Below are 12,438 nucleotides of genomic sequence, written 5' to 3'. Positions count from 1 at the left end.
GACGCCAGCGCCAGCCGCACATCGTCCGCGGCTACTTCGGCGGCCCACACGTCCGCTACGTCCTGGACGAGAACCCCATGAGTTTCTGATCAATACCTCCAGCACGGTCATCACCCGGACCGGCCTGAGCCCGCGCCTCGAAGGTCGCAGAGGGCTTCGCCCGCCGCCGCGGCCCAAGAGTCTCAGCATCCCGAGCCCAAAACTCCAGCCGAACCCAAACCGCGTGTGCAGCGTGCGTCCAAGGCTCCACAGTCCTCCCCAGCGGACATCGGGTCGGCCTTGATCACGGAGGTGCAGCAGGCCGGGCGCTTCCTGCGCATCCCGGATCCCGGTGAGACGGAGCGGGCCCGGTACCGGCGGGCCTTCGATGCGGCGAGGCAGTGCGCACCTGCCGGGTACCACCTGAAGTACACGGGGCGGGCCAAGGGCGATATCTGCTTCGGGCTGCTCCGGGTGAGCGGCGAGGATGACACAGAGTGGAACCGGATCAGGCTCGCGCGCAGCAGGACTCTGACCGACATCGATGACGTGATCGCCGCGGTCGAGAAGGATCACAGTGCCTTCGAGGTCTCAGAGGAGGTACTCCCCCGGGTTCTGTCTCTGATCCGGCTGTTCGCCGAGCGTGCTTTCGCCCTCCATGGCGAGATCACGGTGTCCAGGAAGCGCAAGCAGCCGCGGCCGTTGCTGACTGTCCATGGCATCACGTACGAGATCAGCTTCCGTGAGCGGCAGCGGCAGGTCCGGTACGTGCCCAAGCAGCCGAGCCGGCGAACGTACGACTGGCAGCGAGTGACGCCAGCGCACCGGTTCGAGCCCTCCGGGGAGCTCGAGTTGCACCTCGGCATCAATACGGAGTGGGCCGACACCGAGGGGAAGCGGCTGGAAGACCAGATCGACGTGGTCTTCAAGGTGCTGAAGGCACGTGCGCAGGAGCAGGAGCGGGCCAGGCTGAAGTACGAGGCGGAACAGCGCCGCCTGCGGGAGGAACGTGAGGCGGAGCAGCGTCGGCTGCAGGAGGAGCGGGCGCGGCAGGAAGCCGAGCGCCAACGGCTGGAAGCGGAGAAGCGGCAGCGGCGTCAGGAGGAATGGGAGGCCGCGGTCAGCGTGGCTTCGATCAAGGCGGTGGACGCGGCGCGGGCCGAGACGTTCGGGACGGCTCTGGACCAGTGGCGAGCCGCCGGTGAGATGCGGGCGTTCTGCGACGCGCTGGACGAGGCCGCTGGCCAGGCGGATGACCCCGTCGAGGCTGAGCGTCTTCGGGAGTGGTCGGCCTGGGGGCGGTCTGAGGCAGACCGGCTGGATCCTGTCCTGGGCCGCAGGGGGCTACGTGGGCGGAACTTCCACGCGGAGCCGACGGGTGACCAGCTTCGTCCGTTCCTCGACGGCTGGCATCCGCATCGTCCCGAGAAGGAGAAGCCGCCGTCGAAGCCCGCTCAGGCCCCGCCCGAGGTGCAGCCTGAGCCGGAGCGCTCGCGGGCGTTCAGCGACGAACGTCTGGACCAAGGCTGGAGATATGGACGCCCAGGTCGCGCTCAATGGTGGAGGCGATGACGCCGTGGCCCCGGTCGCGGAGCGCCTTCACTGCGCGCTCGACCAGTTCGCCGAGTCGTAGCACTTCCTCCCTCAGGGCCACCAGCTCGTCGTGGCGCTCTGCCTTCTCCTGACCGCACCATTCCCGTACCGTGTGCAGGGCTTCCTTCTCAGCGCCCAGCCTTCGGTCGTCCCGTCGCTGGTAGCCGTACCAGGAAGATCGGTCACGTTCCTCGTCCATGGCTTGTTGGCGCTGGTCGACCCCCGGGAGGATCTCGTCGGCCAGCCGCAGGGCGGCCTGGCGTGCGATCCGTTCGGTGATCGGCCAGCCCGCCAGGGAGCAGCCGTTGCGGTCCTCGTGGAGCATGGGGTCGTCCCGCAGTTGGGCAGCGTCCATGCCGACGAGTGGCGCGGTCTCGTCGAGGTGTCCGAGCTCCAGGACGCCTGCGTCGGCTACCGCCTTACGCAGGCGTAGCCGGCCCTTGGGCCGGACGAAGCCCAGGATCATCCGGGCCGCCTCGAATTCGACGCTCCCCCGCACTGCCCTCGATGCCTCGGCCAGAGCCAGCTCCGCCGCGTCATCCGCCCGGAAGGCGTCGACGCCAGCCCAGAGGACGAGCAGACAGCCGGGGCTCACCCATTCCTGGAGGCCGGCCGCGTCACCATCCAAGAAGCGCACGTGAACGCTCCCGGATCTGCCGGCGCCGCCCACTCTGACGATCTCCACTCGGCGCAGTGCACCACCCAGTTCCTTCGGCCTTGCTCGATAGGCCCAGTGCTCCCCGATCTCCATGGGTCCATTGAGCCAGGCCGACGACGTCTGGAGGCCGTCAACGGCAGAATCCGCAGCGCCGGCTATCCGTACGTTTTCTTCCGGCGGGCGCGGTGTTGGCGGTCTCCCTGGCCAGAGCCGTTGACAGAGGCGAGGGCGGACAGTGCGGCGCCGTTGTTCCACAGGCCGAGGTGGTCGCGGTGGACGGCCATGACGCCGTTCTGCACGGCGCAGCGCTCGGCAGGGCCGCTGAAGTAGGTGGTGGTCACGAAGATCGCGACGTCGGCGCCGAAGTGCACTTGGGAGCCAAGGAGGTTGCGGACCTCGCTGTTGGAGATCTTCCGCTTCGGGTTGTAGCGCTTGCACTGGATCACCATGGTCCGGCCGTCGGGCAGCCGTCCCCGGACGTCCGCGCCGTCGTCGTGCGAGCGACCGACCCGGCGCACGTCGGTGCATCCGTCCCGTCGACACAGGCCGGCCACAAACTCCTCGAAGTCCGTTCCGTCCATCGCGTCGACTTCGGACAGGCTCCGGTGGCCAGTGTTGACCGCATCCTCGTGGCGCCACGTCCGATCACCCCTGCGGATGAGTCGGTCCGTCTTCCACAACCACCAGCCTCCCGCGGTCACCGCCCCGATTGCCAGCGTCCCGACGAGGTAGGGCCAGACCACAGCCCATGACGACGTGAGCACGCCGAGGACAGCGATACCTCCGACGGCTCCCGCAGCGAGCCGGTCGTCCCTGCGCTTACGCCGGGACGACCGGCGCTTCGGCTTACGAGCTGCCACCCGTTTCCTCCCCCTGGTGTCGGCCGCCAGTGTGGGTGAGGAACTCCGCAGGCGTAAGAGCGCCTGTTGGCCATGGCTCGCTCTCCCAGCAGCGGGGCCCCGAAGCAGCAGCGTGCCCATGTACGCCCTGTGCGCGCCCCTGTCCCGCTGCATAGCTTGCGATGTTGGTCTGTCACACCCGTGCGAGCCGTAAGGGGAACAGGTTGAAGCCAGCCGCTGACGTACTGAAGGAGCTCGTCCAGCCCTCCAACATCTCCGCTCATTCCAGTACCGGGCTGGTCGGCAAGGTCGACGAGGCCGCCGCCGAGGACGACAAGGCCCGCGAGGAGAAGGAACTCGAAGAGCTCCGGCGCAAGTCGGGTCTGCGCCCCATACCCACGAAGGAGCTGGACCGGACCGTCCAGCTCACGCCCTGGGACATCTTGCACACCCTCGGCCAAGCCATCGCCTTGTCCCGGCGAGGAGCCAGCCGCGGGCTCGCGGAACATTGGGGATGCCTGAAGTACAGCCAGGCCCTGACCGGCGGCGCCGAGTCCTTCATGACGCTCTCGGCAGAGGGCCGGGAGACCGCGGACTACTACAAGGCGATCCAGTCCGGGGAACTCGGCACCGGATTCGCCCTGACTCTCGTCCGGAAGATCTTGGGCCGCCGCTACCCGGATCACTCAATCTCGATCATTCCCGCCGACACCGCGCTGCGGGCCGGCTGGGCCCTCACCAGCCGTGACCCCGGACCGCGATCCGGCTACCGCTACCGGCCGCAGTTCTTCGCCGAGGTCTGGAAGCCCGGCGAGCCGTCGTTGGCCATCCCGATCGCCTGCAAGGGCAACCACAGCAACGCCGCCACGTCGCACACCCAGCTGACGTCCGCCTCCGCCCATGTCGAGGCAGTGCACATCGGCGCATGGAACGAGACGCCGGTCCTGGTGTTCAGCACGGAACTTCCGACCGAGGGCCCCCTCACGGTGCACGCCTTGCAGGCGCGCGGAACCGGCGGCCGGCTGAACGGCGCACCGGACACCCCCGACAACCACCTCGATCAAGCCGTCGAAGACGAGAACCTCTACCCGGGAATCCAGCGGCCCCACGAGGGCGACGACCCGCCAGCGCCCGAGCCGGGGTTCCACGTCCGGCCCGAGCACTACCCTTGGTTTCGGCGCGTCCTCGCCCGAACCTCCGCCGCCGGGCTGACGGCCTTCGCCGGAGACGGCACGGCCACCGCGCAGTACCTGACCAAGAGGCAAGGCCAGCGACACTTCACCGGCCTGATCCATGCCGCCACCGACAGCGTCCAGGACGCGTACGTACAGCTCCACGGCATCGACTTCGTCGGCACCGATCACGTCTTCCGTCTCAACAGGACCCGGGTCGAGGCGTTCTCCGGAGTCGCGAAGGACCTCTTCCACCATCTCGAGAACGGTCAGTTGGAGCGGTACCGCACCGAGGTCCACGCCCAACGGACGACATGGCCGCTGCTCGGATGGGACTCGAAGTGGGACGGCCCGGTCTCCGTACATCAGGACGGCTCCGTACTGGCGATGCGCGTCCTGCCCTGAACCTGCCCGGGAAGGGGGTGATGGTGTCGCGCCCGGGTGCACTCGGGCACCACACCCATCCATCGCCGCCGGTGTACGTGGGAGCGGAAGGGCTCCGATCCGGAAGAGTGCTGGCAGCTCACGAGGCCCGGCTGTCAGGCGTCCCTCCGCTCCTCGTTCCCGGCCAGCTGCACTCGTAGCCGTTCCGCCTCGGCCTCGGCCCGGCGCAGTCGGCGCTCCAAGACAGCACGAGCCGGCGGCGGGTTTTCGGGCGCCGGCTCCTCATCCCGTGGAATGAGCCAGCCCACGTGCTGATACGCGACAATCGCACGAGCGTGGGGACACGTATGGCAAGGCCGTTCCGGCCTCGGACGCGGCCAGCCTGCCGCCAGCATCCGGCGGGTGTGCTCGCGTTGGTGTTCGGATTGAAGCGTCGGGTCTGAATCCCAGTCCTGCTCGAATTCCTCGGCCATCTGTTTCACCCTCGTGGCCTCGGCCAAGCGCGGCCCGTCATCGGGTTTCCAGTCGGGGGCTGGCGCTACGACCTCTTCGACGTGTCCGCAGGCCAGCGTCACCTTCCAGAAGGCCGACGTGTGTGCTTCATCGTGGCGGATCACGGCCCACGCGTCGGCATCAGCCCATTCAGGGGGTTCCACCGGGTCCGCGGGAAAGCTCACCTCTTGCCGGTCTCCCCACTCAACGATGTCGCGGTAGGGGGCATCAGCGGAATCATCGTGCCGGCAGTACACCTGTCCCGGCGGCAATGCTTCACCATCCCCGAGGCCACGCCACCGCCTCTCGCTCGGCGGGATGCAGTCACCCGGTGTCAAGAGCTCCCTGATGCAAGCGCAATCCAGCTGAACCCGCCATCGGTAGTACCGGTCCGGGTCCGGTGCGAAGAACGGCCACAGCACCGGAGGAATCCCCCTACGGCGATCGGAATTGAATTTTTCGTACTCACGCAGGACGTCCGTGCGCCGCTTTGCCCGGCCGGGAAGCCGGCGCGCTACAGCGGGTGGGCGCACACCTACGGCAGGGTCGGCCACGTTCGATTCCTCTCGCCCAGCGAAACGCTGCTGCCGACGCTAGGAACCTTGAGGTCGGACTGCTGCGGAAATAGCGCTCTCTTCCCCTGAACGAAGGAGAGGAGGTTGCCACCGCCTTCCTCCACACCCTCGCCAACCAGTGGACGACTGCACCCGTGTGCCTGGCGGATAGGGCCGGGCGGCGGCCTCAAGGACGTCGGGCTCCATACGGCAGAGGCTGTCAAGGCGCACCGACAAGCCGCCCGTGCCAGCAGCATGCGCGACCGCCACCTGGTGTGCCTCCATGAACAACCCAAGAGGCTGATGCTGACCGTTTGCTGACCAACGCCCCGTAGCCACGCCGCTGACCTGCAGAAACGTCCAGATGTCAGATGTAGGACTTGATCATGGTGCGCAGCAATTTGAGCTCCTAGAAGACGGCTCCCTGCCAGCTTTCTGCAGGTCAAGGGCGTCCCGCACTCTACACCGGCAGGCGTCGGATCGGAGATCAAAAGGAAAATCCACTGCCTCGGACGAGAAGGCTCCTGGCCTGCACTTCCGTGGGCACCACGGCTGTTGTGACGCGGCCGACCAGCGTCACATCGGACAGTCGCTCCGGCATGCGGGGGGACCCATGCTGACCAGATGCCGACTTGCCTGACGGCGCGTCACGCGGATTGGGAGGACTCAGGCCGACTTGCTTCCCCAGAAAGCACCTCAGCCTTGCCCACCGCGATCAAGCAACGGGGCACCGCAAGCCAGGCCGCACCCTCTACATCCGGGTCCGTTGCCGTACTGCCATGACGCAGTTCCACCAGCCCTTCGGTCGCCGCAGACGGTACTGGATCAGTCGCACCGCCCCTGCCGTGCCGACCACGAACCGGCCTGCGCCCGCCTGCCACCACCCACCCTGCCACCACCCACCCTGCCCCGACCCCGTGAGGCCCTGGCCCAAAGATGCGCCACAGCTGCAGACGCTGTCCCGAAACGGCCCGCCACCAGCGCCCGCCAGCCTGAGGTGCGACCGCCCGGGAAGGCGACACTTGGGAAGAATCAGACAGCTCGGTCAGGGTCGCGGCCACGTCGGGATCGTCACGCCAGAGGCGGTGATGAGCGCGCCGTCGGATGCGTGCTGGGTCGCCAGCAGTTGACTACGCCGGGCGAGGCCGGCACGCGGAAGGTCACGTCGGTCGATCGTGAAGGCGGAATAGCCCTGCAGATAAGGGTGCTGTGCGAGCTGTTCCGGGGTGAGTCCGTCGGGTTTGCGCTGGAGCCGGATCCAGTAGCCGGGCTCGTTCAGAGCTCCGTGTTCCACGCGCAGCCGGCCGGCGGGGTCGTAGACCAGCTGGGCCGAGGCGCCCGAGGGCAGTTCCCCGGTCTTCCAGGCGACCGTCTCCTGGTCGATCCAGTGCACGTCGGCCGCTGTGGCAGCTATGGCTGGCGATGGAGAAGGAGATGCGCCGGAAGCGGGCCCGGTGACCGGAAAGGCGGGCGTGCCGGTGGTGAAGCTTGCGGTGGTGGAGCGCACGTGGCCCTCAGGGTCCTTGACCACGGCCTTGTAGCAGACTTCAGTGCCTCGGGGGACACTGCCGAGGTCATGGGTGATCTTGTAGTTGCCATTGTCGGCGGCTCCCAGCTTTTGCCAGGTTCCGTTGCCGACCCGGGCGGCAAAGAAGACCTGATCGAACCCGCCGCCGACGACGTCCGCGGAAAGGGTGACCTTGCCGGTCGAGCCGGTCGCCGGCGTCCGGAGGGTGATCCGGGGGGCAGCTGCGGACTCCTTGATCCTGTCCACCGCCTTGTACACCACCGACGAGAGCGGCGGGACGGTGAGGGCGAGCCTGCGGTCGGCTCCGGAGGTCTTCCGGGGGCCCGCCGAGGGGTAGAGCCGCTCGAACTCCGCGTCCGCAGAGAAGGTGTCGAGTGAGACGTCCTTCGCCTCGGACGAGTTGTTGACGGCGACGACGTACTCGGTCCGCTGGCCGGCGTCGATCCGGGAGAACGCGTAGACCCCGGGGCCGTCGGCCGCGTACCGCTCGATCTGGGCGCCGTCGGCGAGCGCCGGATGGTCCCGGCGGAGCTCGGCCAGCCTGGCGATGTGCCGGTAGAGCGGGGCGGTCGGATCGTAGCGGTCCGCGGAGCCCGGGCGGCCGCCGATCACCTCGTCCGTGTTGTACGACTCCGTCCTGGAGGCGAACAGGTCCTGCCGGGCGCCGATGTCCCCGCCGGCCCCCGTGAATCCCTGCTCGTCGCCGTAGTAGACGGTCGGCTGGCCCCGGGTCAGGAACATCAGGTCGTGGCCCAGCTGGTCCTTGGCCAGCAGGGTGGCCGCGTCGGCCCCCGGGTTGTCGGTGCGCAGGAAGCCGCCGAACCGTCCCATGTCGTGGTTACCGAGGAAGGTCGGCAGTCCGTAGGCGTTCGTACGGGCGGTGGTGTACCGGTAGTCCTGGGCGTACAGGTCGGCGAGGGCCCGGGCCGAGCCCCCCTGGGACACGTACGAGCGGGCGGCGCTCTGGAACGGGAAGTCCAAAGTGGCCTGCAGCTTGCCGTCGGTGACGTACGGGGAGGTGACGGCGGGATCGGCGGAGGACACCTCGCCGAACATGAAGAAGTCCGCGTTCCCCCGGCGCGTCGCGTGGTTCTTCACCGCGGGCGCCCATTGCCGCCAGAAGGACATGTCCACGTGCTTGGCGGTGTCGATCCGGTAGCCGTCGACACCCGTTCTGGTGATCCAGTCCTGGTAGACCTCTTCGAAGCCCTTCACCACCCTCGGGTTCTGTGTTGCGAGGTCGTCGAGGCCGAAGAAGTCGCCCTCCAGGGAGGATTCGCCCTCGAAGACCGAGTTCCCACGGTTGTGGTAGACCGTCGGGTCGTTGAGCCACGACGGGGACTTGGCGGTGGCGTCGGCGGGCGTACGGAAGACCGGCGTGTACGGGAACGAGTCCACGGTCAGATCGGGCCAGGGGGACCGGGAGCCGCCTCCGGCCGCGTTCGAGTCCGCGATCGCGGTGAGGTCGACCGGCCTGCCCTTCCTGTCCAGGGTGGGGAAGGCGCCGGACGACCGGTAGCCGTCGGCGCGTTCGGCGTAGTCGATGACGTCCGCGGTGTGATTGGTGATGATGTCGAGGAAGACCTTGATGCCTCTGGCGTGCGCCTGGGCCGTCAGTTCCCTGAGCTGGTCCTCGGTGCCGAAGTGCGGGTCCACCGCGGTGAAGTCGGTGACCCAGTAGCCGTGGTAGCCGGCCGACGCCCAAGGCTCCGTCCCCTGTACGGGCTTGTTCTTGAAGACGGGCGCCAGCCAGATCGCGGTGGAGCCGAGCTGCTGGATGTAGTCCAGCCGGTCGATCACTCCGCGCAGATCCCCACCGTGGTAGTAGTACTCGCTGGTGGGATCGAGCCCGTTGTCGGTCCGTCCTCCCGGGAGGCCCCCGGTGTCATTGGCCCGGTCGCCGTTGGCGAAACGGTCGGGGAGTACGAAGTAGATCCGCTCCCGGGAAAGGTCGTGACGGGTCGGAGCGGACGCGAGTTCCCGGTCCGAAGGCGGCGGCGGGCAGACGGGCAGGGCCGACGCGGCGGGCGCCGCGCACAGCAAGGAGGCCACGAGTGCGGGCGCGAGCAGCGCACTGGTCGTGCGGCTCCTCCTCGAAGCGGCGGACGACAGGGACGACGGGGTCACGCGAACTCCCTCGCGGTCGGATCGGGAACATCGGAATCGGGGGGGGCGGACGAACCGGTGGGCCGGCCCCCGCTCACTCGGCCGCCAGGGAGACCAGCCTTCCCCGCCGGGCCGCCGTCTCGCGGTAGAGCCGGGCGAACCCGTCCGCGGTGCTCCCCCACGACCAGTCCTGGAGCATCACCCGCCTTCGTGCCGCGGCCAGTTCGCCGGGGCGCTCGGCGCGCCAGCGCACGGCGTCGAGGACCGTGCCGCGCACGCCCTCCGGTGTCGGTTCGGGTATGAACATCCCGCTGCCGCGCTCGGGGTCGGTCCGCAGGTCGGTCACGGTGTCGGAGAGTCCGCCGACGGGGCTGACCAAGGGCAGGGTCCCGTACCGGTAGGAGATGAGCTGGTTGAGGCCGCAGGGCTCGGTGCGGGAGGGCATGACCGTGAAGTCGGAGCCGGCATAGATCAGCCATGCCACGTCCTGGTCGAACCGGGGAATGTACGCGACGGAGCGGGCCGACTCCTCCACCATCTTCCGCAGCAGTGGCCGGAGTTCGACGGTGGCCGGACCTGCCAGGGCCAGCTGTACCTCGCCGGTCCGCAGGAGTGGCGCGATGCCCGCCAGGAGCAGGTCGGTGCCCTTCTCCGGGACCAGCCGCGAACACACACCGAGCACCGGAACGTCTCCGTCCACACGGAGTCCCATACGGCGCTGGAGGGTGGCCTTGTTGCGGCGCTTGCCGTCCTCGGCGGTGTGCGGCCCGAACGGGACGGTGGGGCGTCCGGCCGCGGACGCGTCCCACACGCCGGCGTCGACGCCGAACACGATGCCGCGGGTGCGCGCACTCGCCAGCGCGGTGCCTACCGGGGTGCCGGCGAAGGCCGTGGTCATCTCGCGGGCGTAGCCCGGGCTGCAGGTGGCGACGGTGTCGGCGTGCAGCAGCCCGAGCAGGAGCATGCTCGGATCGTCGCCGCCGGCCGCCGCCAGGGCGCGAACGGAATCCTCGGACAGCGCGAGCCGGTCCAGCAAGTCCTTCCCCAGCCCGCCCTGGTACATGCCGTTGTGCACGGTCAGCAGCGTGGGCAGCCCGGGGTCACGGGCCCGCAGGCCGGCCAGGGCGGCACCCGACTGCCAGTCGTTGGCGTGGACGAGATCGTACGTCCGCCCGTCGCGCTCGACCCACTCGGCGACACAGTGTCCGAAGAACGCGGCGCGTTCGGCCTCGTCGGCGAAGGGGTGGTAGTCGTCGTCGCAGTAGATCGCGCCCCGGTCGTACCAGGCGTCGCTGCGCACCAGGTAGATGGTGCAGGGGGCGCCGGGGTCGCGCATCCGCAGGACCGTGGCCGAGGCGCGACGGCCGGCGACCTCGGTCTCCGGGAGCCGGCACACCTCCTCGGTCCGCAGACCGTGGCGCTCCACGAGCCAGGGGTAGTAGGGCAGCACCAGGTCGTGCTCGATGCCGTGGCGGCGCTGGAGCGCCGTCGGCAGCGCGCTGCTGGCGAGTCCCAGTCCGCCTTCGGCGAAGAGCGGGGCGTACTCCTGCGTGATGAAGAGACACTTCAAGGGACCGGCCTCACTGTTCTGTTCGGTTGGGTATCCAGCGGATGCTCACCACGACGGCCGCCAGGACGGGAACCGCGGCTGCGAGGATCGCCGCGCCGTAGCCGGCCGCGGCCGACACGGCGCCGGAGCCGGCGCCGACCCCGGCGATGCCGGTGAGCACCGCGAGGCCGGAGGCACTGCCCACCTTCTGGGAGGTGGTGAGTACGGCCGAGGCGGAACCGGCGTCCCGCTCGTCCGGGCCGCTCGTGCCGCAGGCGGTGAAGGTGACGAAGACGAGGCCGCCGCCGAAGCCGACCAGGCATTCGGGTCCGAGGACCTCGAACCAGTACGACTGACCGGAGATCAGGCCGAGCCAGACGAGCCCCGCGGCGAAGAGCAGGAGGCCGGTGACGGTCACGGCCCGCGGGCTGTGACGGCTCAGGAGCCGGCCGGCCAGGGCGGAGGCCGCGGTGATGGACAGGACGATGGGCAGGATGGCCAGGCCGGCCGTGAACGGCGAGAAGCCGAGCACTTGCTGGATGTACAGGCTGAGGAAGAAGATGACGGGCCCGATGGCCATGTTGACGAGGGCCGCGACCACGTTGGCTCCGCGCACGGCACGGTGCCGCAGCACCCTGAGGGGGAACAGCGGGTCGGCGCTGCGGCGCTGGCGGACGACGAACCAGCAGAGCAGGGAGAGCGAAAGCCCTCCGAGGCCCAGGATCCGTGCGGAGAACGGTCCGCTGGGACCGGCCTCGACCAGGGCGTACACGAGGAGCGTCATGCCGGCGCAGCCGGTGAGCGCACTGCCCAGGTCGATGCGGAGCCGCGCCGGCCGCGGTCCGTCCGCAGGCAGCAGCCGCGGGGCCCAGGCCGCGGCCGCGGCCGCGACGGGCACGTTGACGAGGAATGTCGACTCCCACCCGAACAGGTCGGTGAGGACACCGCCGAGGAAGTAGCCCACCGAACCGCCGGTCGCGGCGACGGCGCCGAGCGTCCCGAGCGCCTTGGCGCGCCGGGCCCGGTCCTCGGCCGTGCCGCCGGGAAAGACCTGCACGAGCAGCGAGAGCGCGGTCGGCGAAATGACGGCAGCGGCCAGGCCCTGGGCCGCACGGGCCATGATGATCAGCTCCGGCGACGAGGCGAGGCCGCCGAGCAGTGAGGCGAGCGCGAACAGTGCGAGGCCGCCCGTGAGGACGCGGCGGCGGCCGAGGGTGTCTCCCAACCGTCCGCCGAGCAGGAGGAATCCGCCGAAGGTGAGGATGTAGGCGTTGGCCACCCAGGACAGGTCCGAGAGTCCGAAACCGAGTCCTTCCTTGAGGGTGGGAAGCGCCACTTCGACGATCGCGGAGTCGAGGTTGAGCATGAAGTGGCTGCTGACGAGCAGGACCAGCACGGCGCTGCGGTTCACGGTGCTGTCGGGCGGAGACTCCATCCGCTCGGAGACGCTCGGTTTGTCTGTCAGCGACACGTGAGTCCTCTTGGGGTAGGGCGCAGCAGAGCCACGGCGGCATGGCGGGGTCACGGGGGTCACGGGCGGAAGACCGCGGAAGGACGAGGCAGGTGCCCGGGGCGAGCAGCTCC

Annotated in this window: 8 protein-coding genes; 2 read left to right on the top strand and 6 right to left on the bottom strand. The window is 69.2% G+C overall.

What is annotated here, in order from left to right:
• Positions 1 to 279 precede the first annotated feature (279 nt).
• A complete protein-coding gene (locus tag ACFY15_RS15500) occupies positions 280 to 1,551 on the top strand; it encodes a hypothetical protein (RefSeq protein ID WP_390825592.1) in 1,272 nt (423 codons plus the stop codon).
• Here the strand turns inward: ACFY15_RS15500 and ACFY15_RS15495 are convergent.
• Together ACFY15_RS15495 and ACFY15_RS15490 are read right to left on the bottom strand one after the other, a co-directional pair.
• Positions 1,481 to 2,323: a PE-PGRS family protein gene (locus ACFY15_RS15495; protein WP_390825591.1), complete on the bottom strand. Its 843-nt coding sequence runs from the start codon at positions 2,321 to 2,323 to the stop codon at positions 1,481 to 1,483. The two genes, ACFY15_RS15500 and ACFY15_RS15495, sit on opposite strands and share 71 nt — an antisense overlap.
• Before the next feature lie 62 nt (positions 2,324 to 2,385).
• The gene (locus ACFY15_RS15490; RefSeq protein ID WP_390825596.1) at positions 2,386 to 2,811 is read right to left on the bottom strand and encodes a restriction endonuclease; all 426 of its coding nucleotides are present in this window, start codon (positions 2,809 to 2,811) and stop codon (positions 2,386 to 2,388) included.
• A 482-nt stretch (positions 2,812 to 3,293) separates the two neighbouring features.
• Between ACFY15_RS15490 and ACFY15_RS15485 the strand changes: the two genes are divergently transcribed.
• The gene (locus tag ACFY15_RS15485) at positions 3,294 to 4,646 is read left to right on the top strand and encodes a hypothetical protein (RefSeq protein WP_390825590.1); all 1,353 of its coding nucleotides are present in this window, start codon (positions 3,294 to 3,296) and stop codon (positions 4,644 to 4,646) included.
• A 134-nt stretch (positions 4,647 to 4,780) separates the two neighbouring features.
• Here the strand turns inward: ACFY15_RS15485 and ACFY15_RS15480 are convergent, their stop codons facing one another.
• The 4 genes from ACFY15_RS15480 to ACFY15_RS15465 all read right to left on the bottom strand — a co-directional run bounded on the left by ACFY15_RS15480 (position 4,781) and on the right by ACFY15_RS15465 (position 12,325).
• Complete coding sequence (locus ACFY15_RS15480) at positions 4,781 to 5,302, bottom strand: hypothetical protein (protein WP_390825589.1); 522 nt, start codon at positions 5,300 to 5,302, stop codon at positions 4,781 to 4,783.
• A 1,414-nt stretch (positions 5,303 to 6,716) separates the two neighbouring features.
• The gene (locus ACFY15_RS15475) at positions 6,717 to 9,326 is read right to left on the bottom strand and encodes an alpha-amylase family glycosyl hydrolase (protein ID WP_390686983.1); all 2,610 of its coding nucleotides are present in this window, start codon (positions 9,324 to 9,326) and stop codon (positions 6,717 to 6,719) included.
• A gap of 73 nt (positions 9,327 to 9,399) precedes the next feature.
• Positions 9,400 to 10,875 (bottom strand): glycogen synthase, encoded by a 1,476-nt coding sequence (locus tag ACFY15_RS15470; protein ID WP_390686982.1) that lies wholly within the window; start codon positions 10,873 to 10,875, stop codon positions 9,400 to 9,402.
• Between the two features lie 10 nt (positions 10,876 to 10,885).
• On the bottom strand, positions 10,886 to 12,325 hold the full coding sequence (locus tag ACFY15_RS15465; RefSeq protein WP_390686981.1) for an MFS transporter: 1,440 nt from the start codon (positions 12,323 to 12,325) through the stop codon (positions 10,886 to 10,888).
• Positions 12,326 to 12,438 lie beyond the last annotated feature (113 nt).

It is taken from the genome of Streptomyces sp. NPDC001373, assembly GCF_042895815.1.
Lineage (GTDB): Bacteria > Actinomycetota > Actinomycetes > Streptomycetales > Streptomycetaceae > Streptomyces.
This window is presented reverse-complemented; position numbering and strand designations above follow the sequence as displayed.

Excerpts from the sequence above, each read along its gene's own strand:
- ACFY15_RS15495 (WP_390825591.1), bottom strand. The coding sequence starts at position 2,323 with ATGGAGATCGGGGAGCACTGGGCCTATCGAGCAAGGCCGAAGGAACTG.
- ACFY15_RS15490 (WP_390825596.1), bottom strand. The coding sequence starts at position 2,811 with ATGGACGGAACGGACTTCGAGGAGTTTGTGGCCGGCCTGTGTCGACGG.